Raw genomic sequence first — 18,137 nt, forward strand, 5'->3', positions numbered from 1 at the left:
TACTTAACCTTCTTGCCCTGCTGCAGCGCGATATGACTCTAGTGATAATACTCGTTCCAGATCTAAAAGCATGATGAGTCTCTTGCCGACTTTTGCTACCCCATTTATATAATCTGCATCAATTGTTCCAATAACTTGTGGAGCAGGTTCAATTATATCTTCTGGAATTTCTAACACATCATAAGCAGCATCGACAATAAAGCCTACATCATATTTCTCCAAATGAATAATGATGATTCTTGTGCTTTCCGTATATTCTGTAGTAGTCATACCGAATCGCTCTCGCAAATCAATAATTGGTGTCACAACTCCTCGGAGATTAATAACACCTTTAACGAAATTTGCTGTTTTCGGAACTCTAGTAATATGCTGTATCCGTTCAATCGCACCAACAACTTCAACAGGAATCGCATATTCTTCTTGGTCCAACTCGATAATAATCGACTTGTGATTGCTGATTGCTTCTTCCATGTTAACCCTCCTAATTTATTAATGAGTTTGTATCGACAATTAGCGCTACCTGTCCATCGCCTAGAATGGTAGCACCTGAAATAGCAAACACATCTCCTAAATAGTCACCTAACGATTTTAAAACAATTTCTTGCTGACCGATGAAGGAGTCAACAACAAGTCCTGCCATCTTGTCTCCTTTTCGGATAATAACAACGGAAGATAACTCCTCTTCTTCATTCTCAGTTGGTACTTCAAATACATTTTTTAAATCTAGTAACGGTACTACTTTTCCTCTAAAGTCAATGACCTTTTTATTATGTGCATTTAAAATTTCTGATCTATTAATAATGGCAGTTTCAATAATAGACGATAATGGGATTGCATATTTTTCCTTTTCAACTTCTACTAATAATACAGAGATGATGGATAGAGTTAATGGTAGTTGTATGGAAAATAGCGAGCCTTTGCCTTCTTCAGATTCGATCGTAATGTTACCACCAAGTGATTCAATAGTATTCTTCACAACATCTAAACCGACACCACGACCAGAGACATCACTAATCTTATCTGCAGTTGAAAAGCCACTAGACATAATTAGTTGATATACTTCTTTATCTGTTAACTGATTAGCTTCTTCAGTTGTAATCACGTTATTGGAAATTGCTTTGTTTACTACTTTATCTCTATTTATTCCTGCTCCATCATCAGAGATTTCGATAAAGACATGGTTACCACTATGGTAAGCTTGTAACAATAAATGTCCTTCTTCATTTTTACCATTAGCTACTCGTTGTTCAGGCGTTTCCACACCATGATCTAATGCATTTCGAATCAAGTGTACGAGCGGATCACCAATTTCGTCGATAACGGTACGATCCAACTCTGTTTCTGCTCCGACAATTTCCAGGTTGATTTTCTTGCCAAGATCTTTTGATAATTGACGAACCATCCGTGGAAATCGATTGAACACTTGTTCTATCGGAACCATTCTCATATTCAAAATAATATTTTGTAAATCGCCTGAAATCCGAGACATTCTCTCAACTGTTTCTTGTAATTCTGCATGTTTAAGATTTGCCGAGATCTGTTCTAAGCGGCCTCTATCGATAACTAATTCTTCAAATAGATTCATTAATCCATCCAGTCGATCTATGTTAACTCGTATCGTTTTACCAGTAACGCCTTTAGCCGTCTTTTTCTTACTATCTTCTGATTCTTTGCTTTTATTTTCAGATACTACGTCGTTGTTAGCGGACGTTTCTTTTTCCGTTTTATTGTTATCTCTATATTTTTCGTTCATAAACGTTGATACCGAAACTTTTTCAATTTCAGACACCTTGAGAACTTTTTGTTTTACTTCATCTGGGCTATCTTTCGTTACTAGTAAAACATGAAACTGAAGATCAAAGTTTTCTTCTTCAAGTTCTTGTACTGTTGGGTCGGACTTAATTACTTCTCCAATCTGCTCCAATACTTCAAAAACCATATAAACACGAGCAGCTTTTAATAGACAATTTTCATTTAATTTTATGGTTACTTCTAAATTTTCAAATCCTTTTTCTTTCGATTGATCTATAATAGCTAATTCGAATTGATCTAATTGATCAAAATGTGGCTGATCATTGCTTACTGGTTTTGTTTTATTAGCACTATTATCTCTTTCATTTACTTTCTCTACTTCTTCATTATTTTCGATAGCTAGTAATTTACTTACTAACTCCTGTACATCTGAGGAACCGTCTCCTCCTTCAGAAATATCGAGAACCATTCCTTCAAGTTGGTCAACCGCCTGAAAAATTACATCGATGATGTCAGAAGTGATCTTTAACTGGCCATTTCGTACCGCATCAAGTACATTCTCCATCTTATGGGTTAAATCAGCCAGATCTTGAAAGCCCATTGTTGCCGCCATTCCTTTTAAAGTATGAGCTGATCGGAAAATTTCACCTACTGTATCCATATTTTCCGGCTCATTTTCTAACACTAACAATTGATCATTTAATGATTGGATATGTTCTTTACTTTCCTCAATAAATACTTCCAGGTACTCATTATTTTCCATCGGTATTTCACCTCTTCTAAGGAATTTTTTGCATTAATACTTGACTAATTCTATCTAGATCTTCTACGTAGTCTACTAAACTGGTTTTTACTGCGGCTTGAGGCATACCATATACTACACATGTTTCTTTTGACTGAGATATTGCAATAGTTCTTGGATGTTTCTTTTTCAGTTGTACCATACCATTTGATCCATCACTTCCCATTCCAGTCAATATTACGGCTAAAGGGTGACAATTTTGTATTTGGGCAATCGATTCAAACAAAACATCTACAGACGGCTGGTGACCATTTACCGGTTTTTCTTTTTTTACTTCTGCATACAATTTGTTTCGAATCTCTTTTACTCTAAACTGATTTCCTCCAGGAGCTAAATACACGTTTCCATTTTCAATTACATCCCCATCTTCTACTTCCTTTACTTTTACCTTTGACAATTTATCGAGTCGTTCAGCTAATGATTTTGTAAATCCTTTTGGCATATGCTGAACAATAACAACTGGTGATGGATAATTAGCAGGTAATTTCGTAATAATTTCTTGTAATGCTCTAGGTCCTCCAGTGGAAGATCCTATGGCGACAATTGGTCGATTACTTGAAATAGGTTTATAGCTTTTCGGTGTAATGGTTGTGGATGCATTGACTAAAAATTTGTAATTAGCTCGTGAAGCATTCTCCACCTTTTGAATTATTTCTCGTTGAATATCGGCAATATTCAGCGATATTGAACCAGACGGTTTTGCAATAAAGTCAACAGCACCGTATGACATAGCTTCTATTGTTTTATCTGCCCCCGATTTTGTTAAACTGGACAGCATGACAACAGGGGTAGGCGCCTTTACCATAATTTCTTTCAAAGTCGAAATCCCATCCATTACTGGCATTTCTACATCTAACGTAATTACATCCGGCTTCAATTCGATTACCTTTTGTAATGCATCCTTTCCATTTCTTGCTGTAGCTACTACTTCTAAATAAACAGATGAATGGAGGATATTTGATATCATCTTTCTCATAAATGCTGAATCATCAACAACTAATACACGTTTTGTCATCAGAGATTTCTACCTTTCTGTCATAAATCTTCTAAGTCTGTTGAGAAATCCTAGACCTTCTGAATTTTCCGACATTTCCCCCAGATAATTATTAGTAACATGTTCAAGAGCAACCGATGCTTTTGATTTAGGATTATGAATGATAAAAGGTTTCTGCGCTAAGACAGCTTCGGTAACAGCTGAATCATCAGGAATTGTTCCAAGTGTAGTAATCTCATGATCCAAAAAGCGTTTGACAGCGCTATGCATACGGTTCATAACCTCAATACCTTGTTTATTATTTTTAGAACGGTTAATAATTAAATGAAATTTAGTCGCTTGTTGTAATAGAACATGTTTTATCATGGAATATCCATCTGTCATCGAAGTTGGCTCTGGAGTTGTAACAAGAATACATTCGTCCACAGCTAGAATGTAATGTATTGTTTCGTGTGTAACCCCCGCCCCCATATCAAAAATGATATAGTCATATTCTCCCATAATCTGTTCTAACTGCTCAAGAAAATACTGTAATCTCTCGTCATCCAACAAGAAAATATCATCTTGACCACTACCACCAGGGATATAGTATAAGGCATTTGGTCCTATTTCTATAATATCATATATTGACAAATTTTTCTCGAACATATTTATAATTGAATAGCTTGAACTTTTCCCTAGTAATATATCAATGTTTCCCATTCCTATATCTAGGTCGAATAGTAAAACTTTTTTACCTTTTTTAGCTAAAGATAAAGAAAAATTCAATGCAATATTAGACTTTCCTACTCCGCCTTTACCACTAACCACCGCTATCGTTTTAGCATGGTACTGGCTGTGAACACCTTTTAATTTTTTTCTTAGCTTCGCTGCTTGATCCGCCAATTTTAATCACCAACTATTAATTTTGCAATATGATCTATGGAAACTTCCTCAATATCATCTGGTACATCCTGACCATTAGTCATATAAGCAATTCCAATTTTATACTTTAGACATAAATTTAATATCGATCCATAAGTAGCTGTTTCATCTTTCTTCGTTAAAATAAGTTGTTTAATTGGTATGGTATCAAATTGTTGATAGATCTCTTCTAAATCCTTCGCTCTCGTTGTTAATGAAAGAACTAGATACGTATTTACTTCATGCTTTAAATCAACAATTTTACCTAATTCTTTAATGTATTGTTCATCTCTAAAGTTTCGACCAGCTGTATCAACGAAAACATAATCATAATCTTGAAACTTTCTTTTAGCTTTTTGATAATCATCTAGATTGTAGGCTATTTCGATTGGAACATCTAGAATTTTTGAATATGTCTTTAATTGCTCAATCGCTGCAATTCGATACGTATCTGTGGTGATGAAAGCTACCTTTTTTTGCCGATTCAATACACAATCTGCTGCTAACTTTGCTATTGTCGTAGTTTTTCCAACTCCAGTTGGTCCAACTAGATGAATAAATTTTTTATCAAAAATTTCACCACCAAAAGTCCCTTTATTGGCAATTCGATGCTTTATCTCAAAAGACAATTGATTTTTCATTTGCGACTCTTCTATCTCATCGTCCTTCAATCTTTCTTGTATTGATTCGATCAACTCATAAGCAATTTCCTGATCTACTTCTTGATTGATTAATTGATCGTACACCAACTGATATTCCTGTTTAAAAGTGGCATTCTTCGTAGCATTCTTTTGCATCCAGTGCTTCATTTCGCGTATTTCCTTCAGAACATCTTCTTGATTAGGACTCACTGGTTTCGATTTAACCTTAGCAAGTGCGTCTGATTCAATTTTACCGGTTAGATTTTTTTTCTTTGGTAACGTTGCGTTATCAATTGCCGCCAATACTTCGATTTTTCTTTTTTTGAAAAGTCCTAAAAATCCACCTTCATGTATAACTCTAGAATTTAATATAACGGCATCTGAACCTAATTCTTTTCTAACAACCTGCATTACTTCCGGCATTGTAGAACCCTTAAACTTTTTTACTTTCATGCTACATTCACCACCCCGATGCTTTGAATTTCTGCAGTTGGTTCCAGTTCATTATAGGAAAGTACGATCACATGTGGATAAAAACGATCTAATAGTTGTTTAAAATACATTCGAATAGTTGGAGAGCATAAGATTACAGGTGTCTCTTCCTGCAAGCTCATGTTCTCTACATTTTCTGAGACAGATTGAATCACTTGTTGTTGTGTATCAGGCTCCATTGCTAAATAACTGCCGTGTTCTGTTTGCTGTATATGCTCTGCAATTAATTTCTCTACTTCACCAGAAACAGTTATGACCTTCAATTGTTGTTTACCTTGCAGAATATCATTTGTAATCTGTACGGATAATGATTGTCTAACATATTCAGTTAATAAATCGGTATCAGTTGTCATTTTGGCAAAATCAGCCAAAGTTTCGAAAATAACTGGTAAGTTTTTAATAGATACGTTCTCTCGTAATAGTTTTGCCAATACTTTTTGAACGTCCCCAACAGCTAATGGCTCTGGAGTTACCTCTTCTACTAGAATTGGATTAGATTCTTTTAGATGATCGATTAATTGTTGTGTCTCTTGTCGGCCAATTAATTGATGTGCAAATCGTTTAATTATTTCTGTTATATGGGTGGAAACAACAGACGGCGGATCTACGACAGTATAACCGGACATTTCCGCATCATCTCTAACCTCATCTGTTATCCACTTAGCAGGTAATCCAAAAGCAGGTTCAACTGTATCAATACCTTCTAGTTCATCATTTTCAATACCTGGGCTCATTGCTAAATAATGATCAAGTAATAATTCCCCTCTAGCTACTTCATTTCCTTTTATTTTAAGGCGATATTCATTTGGATTTAATTGAATATTATCTCGAATTCTTACAACTGGAATAACTAATCCTAATTCAATTGCCAATTGGCGTCTAATCATAACAACACGATCTAACAAATCACCGCCTTGATTAGAATCTGCTAAAGGAATTAATCCATAACCAAACTCAAATTCTATTGGATCCATATTAATTAGACCGACAACATTATCTGGTGATTGCATCTCTTCTGACTCTGATTCATCTATTTGATCATCTGTTGGTACTTCTTCTGCCTGTGTCCTTCTCGATAAGAAATAAGCACTAATAATTAATACAGCTGCAATCATCGTTGTAAGACCAAAATTAATAGGTGTAAATCCTAAGAAGAAGATAGTACCACCTGCTACATAAAGCAGAGTTGGATATCTAAGTAATTGTTGGCTAACATCAGCACTTAGATTCCCCTCTGAAGCTACTCTCGTAACTACGATTCCGGTAGCTGTTGATATAAGTAATGCCGGAATTTGGCTCACTAAGCCATCTCCAACTGTTAAGCGCATATATGTATCAATAGCTTCATTAAAGGTTAACCCTAGCTGTGCCATACCAATAATAAGACCAAATATAATATTGATAAGTACAATAATAATACCTGCAATAGCATCCCCTTTGACAAATTTACTAGCTCCATCCATCGCCCCATAAAAATCGGCTTCATGTTCGATTTTCTCACGGCGTTCTTTCGCTTGTTGTTCATTGATCATGCCGGCATTTAAATCAGCATCTATACTCATTTGCTTTCCTGGCATAGCATCCAAAGTAAAACGCGCTGCCACTTCGGATACACGTTCACTACCTTTGGTAATAACTAAAAATTGTATGATAACTAAAATTACAAATACTACAAAACCTACCAAAGGGTTATCTCCGATAACGAATGTACCGAACGTTTCCACTACTCCACCTGCGTCTGCTTCTGATAGAATCGAGCGGGTAGTAGACACATTCAAACCTAATCGAAACAAAGTCAATAACAAAAGTAACGAAGGAAAAACAGAGAATTGTAAGGCCTCTGTTGTATTGATAGCAACTAATATAACGATTAATGCTAGAGATATATTGGTTAAAATCAGAATACTTAATAACCACCCTGGGAGAGGGATAACTAACATAATAATAATAGATATAACACCAAATAAAACGGAAAAATCTCTAGCTTTCATCCTCTTACAACTCCTTTACGTAACACAACGATCTTAAATCTTCTTTTGAATTCGATAAACATAAGCCAAAATTTCCGCCACAGCCTGGAAAAATTCTTCCCCTATGACTTCATCAATTTCCACTTGATCATATAATGCTCTTGCTAAAGGTCGATTTTCCACCATAACTACTTCATGATGTCGCGCAATATCCTTTATACGCATCGCAACAAAATCGACACCTTTCGCAACAACATATGGCGCATCAGCCTTTGATTCATCGTATTTAATTGCAATCGCATAATGAGTTGGATTGGTAATAACAACATCCGCATTCGGCACTTCACTCATCATTCTTTGCATCGCCATTTGCCTTTGTTTTTCTTTAATTTTTGATTTGATTAAAGGATCACCTTCGATGTTTTTATGTTCATCTTTGATATCATTTTTAGACATTCTGTTTTGCTTTTCGAAATCGTATTTCTGATAAGCATAATCAATTACCGATATAATCAGTAAGCCAATTGCTGCTGCAATCCCCATCTGGATTGTCATCTGGCCGAAAAAAGCTAAAGCTCCATTTACCTCTTTATCGACTAACATCATCATTTCATCCCGATTCATCCATATGATAGAGAACGTAATAACTCCTACCACGATAATTTTCAAAAGCGATTTAACTAACTCTACCAATGCTCTTGCAGAAAAAATTCTTTTAGCACCTTGAATAGGATCTATTTTATTTAACTTCATTTTTAATGGTTCTGTGGAAAATAAAAAGCCGATTTGCATAAAATTTGAAGCCAGTCCTGCGACAATAGCAATTAACATAATCGGTGCGATCGCAATACTGATATTAAATAAGATATCTAAAAACATGCTGAATAATTCATCCTCCGTTACTTCATGATGAATATATTCAGTAAATGACTTGCTGTACATGTTGGTCATTGTATTCTTCAGCAAATCACCTGTTACAAGCAGAATAATAAACACAAAAAATAATAATATTGCTGTATTTACATCTTGACTTTTTGCCACTTGGCCTTTCTTACGAACATCTTGTCTTTTCTTTGGAGTTGCTTTTTCAGTTTTTTCTCCAGCGAAATACTGGAGGTCCAGACGTAATTTCATGATCTAAGCACCTCCGAACATACGAATAAGACTTTGTATTGTTTCTAATGTGAATTGAAAAAGTTGTTGCACGATCATCATGTAAAATGGTACAAACATAAAAAGTACAGCAAATGAAACCAAAATCTTCAGTGGCAGTCCAACAACAAATACATTAAGCTGTGGAACCGTTCTTGCTATAATACCTAACGCTACATCTACTAAAAACAAGCAGCCAACTATTGGAAGAGCTAATTGAAAAGCCATTAAAAACATTTTACTAAAAGTCTGCAGGATAAAGTCTATATTATTAAATTGAAACAACTGGTCTAGAGGAAGTTCCTCAAAGCTATACATGAGTCCATTAAGTAGTAAATGATGTCCATCTACTGATAATAAAAATAATATAGCAAGTGTATAAAAATACTGACCGATTAATGGACTTTGCGCACCAGTTTGCGGATCAACCACATTCGCTATTGCAAAACCCATTTGGAAATCGATGAAACCTCCCGCAATCTGTATTGCAGCTAAAATGATATAAGCAATTAACCCTAATAGTAAACCTATCACTGCCTCTTTCATAATCAATAATATGTACATGCCATCAAACGTTAGATTTGGGACTTCTAGTGTATAAAACATTATCCATGCTAGGAAAACACCAATTCCAATTTTTAATTGAGCAGGTATATTACGATAAGAGAAGATTGGTACTGTTGCAAAAAAAGCCATCACTCTTACCACTATTAATATAAAAGCTGGAAATCGACTGATATCTAATAACTCAAACATACATTATCCCACAAACTGATTAATATTTTGAAATAAATTTGCCGCAAATTCTACCATTGTTGCTAGCATCCAAGGCCCAAATATAACTATCCCTAACAAAACTGCGACAATTTTTGGTATAAACGCAAGCGTTTGTTCTTGTATTTGAGTAGTCGCCTGAAAAACACTTACTAATAAACCCACTACCAATGCCAGCAATAAAAGTGGCCCTGTTACCATTAAAATGGTGAATATACCTTGCTCTGCTAACGAAATGACAAATTCTCCACTCACTATCAGTATCCCCTCTCAAACTATGTCACAGTGGTTAGAAACCATCTAATAATGAATGTGTAATTAAGTACCACCCATCTACTAGAATAAATAATAATATTTTAAATGGTAATGAGATCATTACCGGAGGCAACATCATCATCCCCATCGACATTAAAACACTAGCCACAGCCATATCAATCACAAGGAATGGAACAAATATCATAAACCCCATTTGAAAAGCTGTTTTCAATTCACTAATAGCAAAAGCCGGAACTAATGTGGTTAAAGGGATATCCTGAACTGATTCTGGCCTTTCTATTTCAGCATAATTCATAAATAATGCTAAATCTTTTTGTCTTGTATGCTTCGCCATAAACTCTTTAATAGGAATACTTGCATTATCATATGCCTCTTCTAACGTTATTTCTTCAGCAAATAACGGTTGTAATGCTTGCTCGTTCACTTCTTGGAAAGTCGGTGCCATTATAAAAAATGTCATAAATAAAGCAAGCCCGACTAAAACTTGATTTGGTGGCATTTGCTGCGTTGCTAGTGATGTTCGAACAAATGAGAGAACAATCAATATTCTGGTAAAACTGGTCATCAAAATTAAGATACTAGGAGCCAATGAAAGAACAGTTAAGAGCAACAGTAAACGGACAGATGTGGAGATACTTTCTGAATCTGCCCCAGAGAAAACGTCAATCAGATGAATGATCATTTTCTTTACTACTTTCTTTTAATTTTTGATATACTTTCTTTCTTCCTTCTTTCATTGTGGTTAGCTCCTTGTTAAATAAAGATGTAAAATTTTGGTTCTTGGTTTGGGATGATTCTATTGGTTGTTTTACCAGCTTCGATTTCCATTTCTCTAACGAATCAGTAGTTTCTTCTTGGTTCATTAATTGTTCAATCGTTCCAGGATCCGTTATTTCCATTAATAATTCGATATTATCTGCTACACCAATGACAAAAAAGCGATCCCCTATTTTAATAGTTTGGATGGATTTATTCGATCCAACAGCTATTCCGCCGTAATTTTCAATGACTTGATGCTTTTTAAGAAACCCATTCTTTTTTCGCAAATATTTTGCTATGAACACAATCAACCCAATGACAATTGCTAAAGCGAAAATAAGTTGGATAAAACTCCCTATAAAACTTGGAGAGTCTGCAGTGGTTAGTTGCTCATCGGTAGTTTCTTCATTTTCTTCTTCTAGTTGTATTTCTTCTTCATTATCAAACATATCATTTACCATCGTACTAGCTTCCATAGTAGGAGTAAAACTTCCTATTATGAAGGTGATAGATAATATGGTTAGTAGAAATTTAAGGTTAATACCGATCACCTCATTAACCAATAACTTTGGAAATTGCTTCAATTACTCGATCTGCTTGGAATGGTTTTACAATAAAGTCCTTAGCACCTGCTTGGATTGCATCAATTACCATTGCCTGCTGTCCCATCGCAGAACACATAATTACTTTAGCATCCCCATTAATACTTTGGATTTCTTTTAATGCAGCAATACCATCCTTTTCTGGCATCGTAATATCCATTGTAACTAAATCTGGTTGTAATTCTTTATACTTTTCCACAGCTTCTTGTCCATCTTGTGCTTCTCCAACTACGTCATAACCATTTTTGGTTAAAATATCTTTGATCATCATTCTCATGAAAGCTGCATCGTCAACTATTAGTACGGTTTTCGCCATATCTATCATTCCTTTCAATTATTACTTTAATTGTTTTAATCTGTCTTCTCTACTTACGATATCTGTTACTCTAACACCAAAGTTTTCATCAATTACTACTACTTCACCTTTGGCGATCAATTTTTGATTAACTAATATATCCACTGGTTCACCTGCTAATTTATCTAACTCCACAATAGAACCTGATGATAATTCTAGAATTTCTTTTACAGTCCGTTTTGTTCTTCCTAATTCGACTGTTACTTGCAACGGTATATCCATTAGTAAATCTAGATTTCTCTTCTCATTTGGTTGTAAAGATACATCCTCAAAGCTAGAAAAGGAAGCAGCCTGTACATCTTGATTCATTCCTGTTGGATAACCTCCTAATTGTTTAGGCTCATGCGGCTGTGCTGTCGTTTGTGATTGGTTAATTGTTGCTTGCTCTTGTATCGTTTGAGAATTAGGAGTAGCTACCTGTCCGTAGCTATCATTCGCTACATTTATATTATTTGCTTCAGTAGCTTCTTGGTTCGATTCCACTATTTTTTCTGGTGAATTTAATAATTCTTCCACTAATTCTTTAGCAAACGCAACTGGTAATAATTGCATAATTTTTGAATCAATTAAGGTACCTATCTTCAAATGAAAAGAAACCTTTATTAATACATCTTCATTTGGAGTTAATGATTCCGTTTCTTCTTCTGTAACATTTATGATGGAAGTAGTCGGAGGTGATATATCCACCCTTTTATTAAATACAGTTGACATACTTGTTGCAGCTGTACCCATCATTTGATTCATTGCTTCTTGAACAGCACTTAAATGAATATCATTTAACTCATCCGTTTCTGGATCACCATTGCCACCTAGCATTAAATCTGCAATGATTGCTGCATCTTTTGATTCAAGAATAAATAAATTTACTCCACTAAAGCCTTCCGTATATTTTACTTCAACCCCAACGTATGGTACCGGAAATTCTTCCTCTAATTCACCTTTATGTAGAACACTGATGGTTGGCGTTGTTATTTCTACTTTCTGATTTAATAAAGTAGACAGAGTCGTAGCCGAACTACCAAAAGATATATTACCAATTTCCCCTAAAGCATCTTCTTCTATGGATGATAGATATTCACCTGCGGAAGGAGCCCCATTGGAATCCAATTCTTCACCAGTATCATCAGAGCTATTCAATAGTGCATCTATTTCATCTTGGGATAACATTCCATCATTCATCATCCTGATCCCCTCCCTTTATTTCGTCTAATACTTGCACTGCCATCTTTTGTTTTTTCTTACCAGGCTGCACCAGAAATTTAGGCTCTTGGCCAACCTGTAGTGTTAGCGGCTGATCAATACTTTTATCTAATACAATCGTATCGCCGTCACCTAAAAACATAAATTCTTCTAAAGTAATTGAGGTTTCTCCTAATATTACAGACATATCCAACGTTGTTTGTTTAATGTTATGTGAAATAGATTCATATTCTTCTGGTTTTCTTTCCTTCGAATTTTCATGTTGCATCCAATAATGTACAGATAACTTTGGAATAATTGGCTCTAAAACAACATGAGGTATGCAGATATTAATCATCCCACTGCTATCACCAATGGTGGTATCCAGTGATACAACCACCACCGTTTCATTTGGGGATACCAGTTGTAAAAATTGCGGATTTACTTCAAAGTCCTCTAGGATTGGATTAATTTCTGTTACAGATCCCCATGCCTCTTGTAAATTATCCAAAGCTTTCTCAAATAGCTGAGACATAAGTGATGTTTCGATTTCAGTTAGATTTTCAATCTTGTTAACACTACTTCCTTTACCACCAAGCATCCGGTCTAGCATTGCATAAGCTATATTAGGATTAAATTCAAATATGATTCTTCCATCCAATGGTTCTACACTGTACACATTTAATATGGTTTTAGTTGGAATCGATCGAATGAACTCTTCATAAGGAATTTGATCAACGGATGCAACTGCTATATGAACATAAGTCCTTAATTGTGCTGAAAAATAGGTTGATAACAACCTGGCAAAATTATCATGAATTCTCGAAATGCTTCTAATTTGATCCTTTGAAAACCTTAGTGCTCGTTTAAAATCATACACTTTTATTTTTTTATCTTTTTCTTCTTCTATTAGTTGATTGGCATCCATTTCACCAGATGATAAAGCTGATAATAAGGCGTCAATCTCATTTTGCGATAATACTTCATCTGCCATTTTCTCACCTCCATTCGGAGTAACCTACTGGATAACTTTACTTATAATTAACACATCGACAATTTGACCTTCTGTCATATGTCCATTCATAGCTGTCTTCATATTACTTTCTAACTCCGTTAAATTCTCTTGAAAGTCTTGTGCCGTCAAATCAACTGATAATTTAATGAATTCATTTTTTACCTGGAATTCTCTTTTTTCAATTTCCTCTAATGAATCTTTATTATTAGTAATAAATTGAAATTGAATTAATACGTAATTACCATCATTAAGATCTGTTCTAATTTCTTCAGTTGTATACGAGTATTTCACCATTTCATCAATCGTCATTGCTTTGCCCTCGTTGCCAGAACTGCTTAGTAGAAAATATAATGTTCCTGCCCCTGCTATTGTTATCACTAATAGTGTCGCTACTAAAATTTTTATTAATCTAGGGTTCATTCCTTTGTTCACCTACTTCTTTTTGAAGTTGATATAGACCAATTTGCTTATAAAACTCTTTTACCATTTCCTTCACTTCCTCTTCTGCTTCTCTTACAAATATCTTCTTTTGAGCAGTTAACGTGATGGTTGTATCTGGTAAAGATTCAATTCGTTCTATGTAAATAGCATTAATGGTAATGCTATCACCATTTAGTTTCGTTAATGTAATCATAGATTTAGAGAGTTAAGGACTAGAGCCTTAACTCTCTTCCTCCTTTTATCGTTTTAAGTTAACTAATTCTTGTAAAATTTCATCTGAGGTTGTAACAATTCGTGTATTTGCCTGGAATCCACGTTGTGCTGTAATCATTTCTGTAAATTCTTCCGCCAAATCAACATTAGACATTTCTAACGCTCCTGAAACAATAGAAGCGGTACCGACTGATTCTGGTTCAAATAGAAATGTACCATTTTCCTCCATTCTTCCGGCGTTAACAGAATCTTGAAACATGTTAGCCCCAACCTTGTTCAAACCACCAGGATTGGAAAATTTAGCTAGCATGATTTGACCAGCTACTTGTGTCTCACCATTTTCAATATAATTAACAACTCCATTGCCTTGTATGCTAAAGCTTTGTGCTGTATCTGGAATACGAATCCTAGAAAGTCCCTCTATTGGATTCCCTTCAGGGTCTGTACCATCTTGTCCTAACAAGTAATCACCATTTGCATTAACAATATATCCCTCATTATCCAAATATAAATTCCCTGCTCTTGAATACGTGATATCCATTTGATCTGTATCGCCATTGTCAATATTTTCACCAGTTACAAATACAAACATGCCATCTCCTTCCAACTGAAGGTCTAACGGTCGTTCCGTTGTTTGTCGGTTCCCTTGTGTATGGATATTATCAATTGCGCCTAATTGAACACCAGTACCTACCTGTGATGGATTAATCCCACCACGAATATTGGTTGGGGCACTTGCTCCAGTAACGGCTTGACTCATCATATCTTGAAACATTACTCGCCCCTTTTTGTAACCGGTAGTATTAACATTAGCAATGTTATTACCTATAACATCCAGTTTGGTTTGAAACCCCTTCATTCCTGAAACCCCTGCATACATCGAACGTAACATTTACTTAACTTCCCTTCTCTTTGATATTTTATATAGCTACCGCTGTCGGTTGGCAGCTTTCGGCTTCCCTGATAGGGTCCAGCCTAATCTATTAAAATGGTTCCATTGATATTAGTGAAAATTTTACTGCTTAGCTCGCCCTTATCTAATGCGGTAATCACTTTTTTGTTTTGGGCATTTACAATAAATGCTGCATCACTCATAATCACTAGCGACTCTTTCACACCTTTATCCTTTGCTTCGTCTAATTTCTCATTCATCCTGTTCCAGTCTGATTCACTTAACACAATATTTCGTTGTATCATTCTGTTACTGGCATGTTTGCTCAGTTCAATATCCTGCTGTTGTTTGAATACTGTAGAAAAATCACTTGATTTATTCGTTTTATTAATATTCTTATTGGGAACAAGCGGATGATGAAAAGCATGTATCCGGTTATCCATTCTATCCCTCCTTTATTCCGGGGAAGGATTATTAATTTTGAGCACCTCATCAGTAAAAATCTTTATGTCGTTATCTAATTCTATTACAGCATAGCCTTGCTTTTCTGATATTGCTATCACTTCAGCACTTACTATCTCTTTTGGTTCAGCAATCATACCAGTATCTTCATCAATACGGTAATAACTGACTTCTTTCCCTATTAAATGACTATATTGAATAACTGGTGAAACGATTTGATTATGCACTAGCATTTCAATAGAATTAGACATATTCATCATTTGCTCTAATGACGAAAAAGTTGCCATTTGTGAGATAAACTCTTTATCTTCCATCGGATTTAATGGATCTTGGTTTTGCAATTGAGCCATTAAGATTTTTAAAAACTCATCTTTTCCTAAATTATTGTTAACCTCTCTTGATTGCTTTTGGTTAGCTAAATAATATGATGGGTCAATCGAAGTCACTTTATTTCACCTACACTTTCGCATCCATCAGCACATCATGGAACGATTGATGTTCTTGAGACTCATGATGGGATTCTTGTTCTTCATGGTCGCTATGCTGTTGTTGATTATCATTTTCTTGTGAGTTAGTACTGTCATCTGTCAGCTTATCTTGACTAGTCTGCGAGTAATTTTCCTGTTTTTCTACTAATACTTGTTGTGGTGAGAACATATGGCGAAGCTGATTCATGTTCCCCTCTAACAATTCCTTGGCAGCTTGGGTACTAGTAATCATTTTAACTGTCATCTCACCATTGATTTGTGTTAGTTTAACCGTAACTTCCCCAAGATGTTCTGGATGAAGCCTTATCATCAATTGATTTGAACCGTTGGATAACTTCATAAAATTACTATTTTTCATGACTTGCTGAAGTTGATTCATAAGCTGTTTGTGAACTACTTGTTCTTCATTGTTTGTGAGTGACAAATGAATTGAATATTGTTGAACCTTAGATTGAATTTGTTGAAGAGCATCACTTCTTAGTGATTGTGTTTGTTCTTGCTTACTCGCTAATTCTAATCTTTCCATGGCATTCTCAATCCATCTTTTCACGTCGTGCTGAGTTACTTTTTGAACATTTCCATAATGCTGTTCCATTGATTGACGACTATTAAAGTTTGATAACAACTTTGACCATAGTTCAGATTTATTACCGTTGGACTCCTCAGATAGTAAAGTCTGTGCAACATTCAGCGTCTGATTGTTCATTTGTGACCATTGTTTCAACAATTGCAAGATTTCTTTATAATCAAGCTTGTGCATTGTTTGGTTTTGTATTTGCTGTAACAGCTTTTCTGTTTGTCCAATCAGCGGTAAGATATTATCTGTTAATACTCCATTACCATTCTGTTGTTGTACAACGTTATTTCGAACTAGATAGCCATCACTTGGATATACACTATGATAAGACATGGATGCTTCCAATTGCTGATTATCACGTAAACGTTGGATTTGTTCTAGAAGCTGCGTGATAATGTCAGATAAAGCTTCAGGACTTTCTAATCCTAACTGTTCAGCTATCGTTTCTAGTTGATCTTCTGTTAGATTCTCCGTTATCAGTTCTTCAGCTGTAATATCGAATTCTTCTGTCTCCAATTGACCGTTAATAGTCTCCAAAATATTGGTTAGTGCAAGTAAGTCATCTTTTGATAAATTGGCAATTAGCTCCTGAAAGGAACTATCTGATGTGGTTTCTTCATCGTAACCAGTCAGACTCGATCTTTGATTCGAATTGGTTAAACCAGACAACAGTAAATCTGAGAAGTTCGCGTTTGCTGTTTTACTTCTTATTGTGTTTGCCGGTTGAATTGCTGAACTATTTGCTAACCATTCAGTCGCTATAATCACTTTTTCACCTCCTTTCAATTCCGCAAATAACCCATTTATTCACTTACTAATAAATCTGCATAAGTTGCTGCTATTTCCGGGTCCATTTGACCAAGGATTTTCCCTCTATCTTCTGAATCTAGTTCTCTTAATAATGGTATAGCAACATTATTTGCCATGGTTTCAATAATTGGTGCAGCTGTTTTAGGTTTCATTGCAGCAAATGATGCTGCTAGTTCTTTAAAAGAATCGGAGCTTACTGGATCGTTTTCTTCTAACTCTTCTATATCTGCAATTTGAGAGGACATTTCTGCAATCTCTTCTTCTAATTCAGTAATAGTTCCATCTTTGGACTGTAATTCATATTGTAAAGCATCGATTTCTTCTTGAAGTTGGTTAATTTGATGATCCTTCTCCGCTAACTGATTGGCATGTAATTCTTCTGCATCAGTAGTTACATAATCTGCTAGAAACGGTACCTTATTTAAGGTTTCTTTCGTATATTTGCCTACATCTACACCCATAACCATAAGAATAATAACTGTTAGCAGCAATGCCAAAATTAATGGTACAAATATTACGATTAGCCATTGAAAAACACTCGGTTTCTTTTCTTTATTTTTCTTTGGATTGGTTGTCATTTCTTCACCT

The 18,137-nt window shown here is 35.2% G+C and carries 21 protein-coding genes; all 21 read right to left on the reverse strand.

The window, feature by feature from the left end; translation table 11 throughout:
* Positions 1-3: 3 nt before the first annotated feature.
* The 21 genes from ACTNEP_RS02665 to ACTNEP_RS02765 all read right to left on the reverse strand — a co-directional run bounded on the left by ACTNEP_RS02665 (position 4) and on the right by ACTNEP_RS02765 (position 18,127).
* Positions 4-471, reverse strand: coding sequence for a chemotaxis protein CheW (locus ACTNEP_RS02665; protein WP_441160045.1), 468 nt, complete (start codon positions 469-471; stop codon positions 4-6).
* Between the two features lie 10 nt (positions 472-481).
* Positions 482-2,515 carry a chemotaxis protein CheA gene (locus ACTNEP_RS02670; protein ID WP_441160046.1) on the reverse strand — a complete coding sequence of 678 codons (2,034 nt, stop codon included), beginning with the start codon at positions 2,513-2,515 and terminating at the stop codon, positions 482-484.
* A 16-nt stretch (positions 2,516-2,531) separates the two neighbouring features.
* Positions 2,532-3,569: a protein-glutamate methylesterase/protein-glutamine glutaminase gene (locus ACTNEP_RS02675; protein ID WP_441160047.1), complete on the reverse strand. Its 1,038-nt coding sequence runs from the start codon at positions 3,567-3,569 to the stop codon at positions 2,532-2,534.
* A gap of 9 nt (positions 3,570-3,578) precedes the next feature.
* Entirely contained in the window at positions 3,579-4,433 is an 855-nt protein-coding gene (locus tag ACTNEP_RS02680) for a MinD/ParA family protein (RefSeq protein WP_441160048.1), read from the reverse strand.
* A gap of 2 nt (positions 4,434-4,435) precedes the next feature.
* Positions 4,436-5,545, reverse strand: coding sequence for a flagellar biosynthesis protein FlhF (flhF, locus tag ACTNEP_RS02685; RefSeq protein ID WP_441160049.1), 1,110 nt, complete (start codon positions 5,543-5,545; stop codon positions 4,436-4,438).
* Positions 5,542-7,575 carry a flagellar biosynthesis protein FlhA gene (gene flhA / locus ACTNEP_RS02690; protein WP_441160051.1) on the reverse strand — a complete coding sequence of 678 codons (2,034 nt, stop codon included), beginning with the start codon at positions 7,573-7,575 and terminating at the stop codon, positions 5,542-5,544. The genes flhF and flhA overlap by 4 nt, the downstream gene beginning before the upstream one ends.
* Before the next feature lie 33 nt (positions 7,576-7,608).
* Complete coding sequence (gene flhB / locus ACTNEP_RS02695) at positions 7,609-8,688, reverse strand: flagellar biosynthesis protein FlhB (RefSeq protein WP_441160052.1); 1,080 nt, start codon at positions 8,686-8,688, stop codon at positions 7,609-7,611.
* A 3-nt stretch (positions 8,689-8,691) separates the two neighbouring features.
* On the reverse strand, positions 8,692-9,462 hold the full coding sequence (fliR, locus tag ACTNEP_RS02700; RefSeq protein ID WP_441160053.1) for a flagellar biosynthetic protein FliR: 771 nt from the start codon (positions 9,460-9,462) through the stop codon (positions 8,692-8,694).
* A 3-nt stretch (positions 9,463-9,465) separates the two neighbouring features.
* Positions 9,466-9,735 (reverse strand): flagellar biosynthesis protein FliQ, encoded by a 270-nt coding sequence (gene fliQ, locus ACTNEP_RS02705; RefSeq protein ID WP_441160055.1) that lies wholly within the window; start codon positions 9,733-9,735, stop codon positions 9,466-9,468.
* A 34-nt stretch (positions 9,736-9,769) separates the two neighbouring features.
* Positions 9,770-10,438, reverse strand: coding sequence for a flagellar type III secretion system pore protein FliP (fliP, locus tag ACTNEP_RS02710; protein WP_441160056.1), 669 nt, complete (start codon positions 10,436-10,438; stop codon positions 9,770-9,772).
* A complete protein-coding gene (locus tag ACTNEP_RS02715; protein ID WP_441160057.1) occupies positions 10,419-10,976 on the reverse strand; it encodes a flagellar biosynthetic protein FliO in 558 nt (185 codons plus the stop codon). Before ACTNEP_RS02715 ends, fliP begins: the two co-directional genes overlap by 20 nt.
* A gap of 94 nt (positions 10,977-11,070) precedes the next feature.
* Positions 11,071-11,433 carry a response regulator gene (locus ACTNEP_RS02720; protein ID WP_441160059.1) on the reverse strand — a complete coding sequence of 121 codons (363 nt, stop codon included), beginning with the start codon at positions 11,431-11,433 and terminating at the stop codon, positions 11,071-11,073.
* A gap of 21 nt (positions 11,434-11,454) precedes the next feature.
* Entirely contained in the window at positions 11,455-12,654 is a 1,200-nt protein-coding gene (gene fliY, locus ACTNEP_RS02725) for a flagellar motor switch phosphatase FliY (RefSeq protein ID WP_441160061.1), read from the reverse strand.
* Positions 12,644-13,645 carry a flagellar motor switch protein FliM gene (gene fliM / locus ACTNEP_RS02730; RefSeq protein WP_441160063.1) on the reverse strand — a complete coding sequence of 334 codons (1,002 nt, stop codon included), beginning with the start codon at positions 13,643-13,645 and terminating at the stop codon, positions 12,644-12,646. The genes fliY and fliM overlap by 11 nt, the downstream gene beginning before the upstream one ends.
* A 24-nt stretch (positions 13,646-13,669) precedes the next feature.
* Positions 13,670-14,086, reverse strand: a complete 417-nt coding sequence (gene fliL / locus ACTNEP_RS02735) for a flagellar basal body-associated protein FliL (protein WP_441160064.1) — start codon at positions 14,084-14,086, stop codon at positions 13,670-13,672.
* Entirely contained in the window at positions 14,076-14,300 is a 225-nt protein-coding gene (locus tag ACTNEP_RS02740) for a flagellar FlbD family protein (RefSeq protein WP_441160065.1), read from the reverse strand. The genes fliL and ACTNEP_RS02740 overlap by 11 nt, the downstream gene beginning before the upstream one ends.
* A gap of 45 nt (positions 14,301-14,345) precedes the next feature.
* Complete coding sequence (gene flgG / locus ACTNEP_RS02745; RefSeq protein WP_441160067.1) at positions 14,346-15,212, reverse strand: flagellar basal body rod protein FlgG; 867 nt, start codon at positions 15,210-15,212, stop codon at positions 14,346-14,348.
* Positions 15,213-15,295: 83 nt separating this feature from the next.
* Positions 15,296-15,655 (reverse strand): TIGR02530 family flagellar biosynthesis protein, encoded by a 360-nt coding sequence (locus ACTNEP_RS02750; protein WP_441160068.1) that lies wholly within the window; start codon positions 15,653-15,655, stop codon positions 15,296-15,298.
* A 12-nt stretch (positions 15,656-15,667) separates the two neighbouring features.
* Positions 15,668-16,120, reverse strand: a complete 453-nt coding sequence (gene flgD, locus ACTNEP_RS02755) for a flagellar hook assembly protein FlgD (protein WP_441160069.1) — start codon at positions 16,118-16,120, stop codon at positions 15,668-15,670.
* A gap of 10 nt (positions 16,121-16,130) precedes the next feature.
* Positions 16,131-17,507, reverse strand: a complete 1,377-nt coding sequence (locus tag ACTNEP_RS02760) for a flagellar hook-length control protein FliK (protein ID WP_441160070.1) — start codon at positions 17,505-17,507, stop codon at positions 16,131-16,133.
* A gap of 35 nt (positions 17,508-17,542) precedes the next feature.
* The gene (locus ACTNEP_RS02765; RefSeq protein WP_441160072.1) at positions 17,543-18,127 is read right to left on the reverse strand and encodes a MotE family protein; all 585 of its coding nucleotides are present in this window, start codon (positions 18,125-18,127) and stop codon (positions 17,543-17,545) included.
* Between the last annotated feature and the right edge of the window lie 10 nt (positions 18,128-18,137).

Origin of the sequence: Gracilibacillus sp. HCP3S3_G5_2 (assembly GCF_052063305.1) — a bacterium.
GTDB lineage: Bacteria > Bacillota > Bacilli > Bacillales > Amphibacillaceae > Gracilibacillus.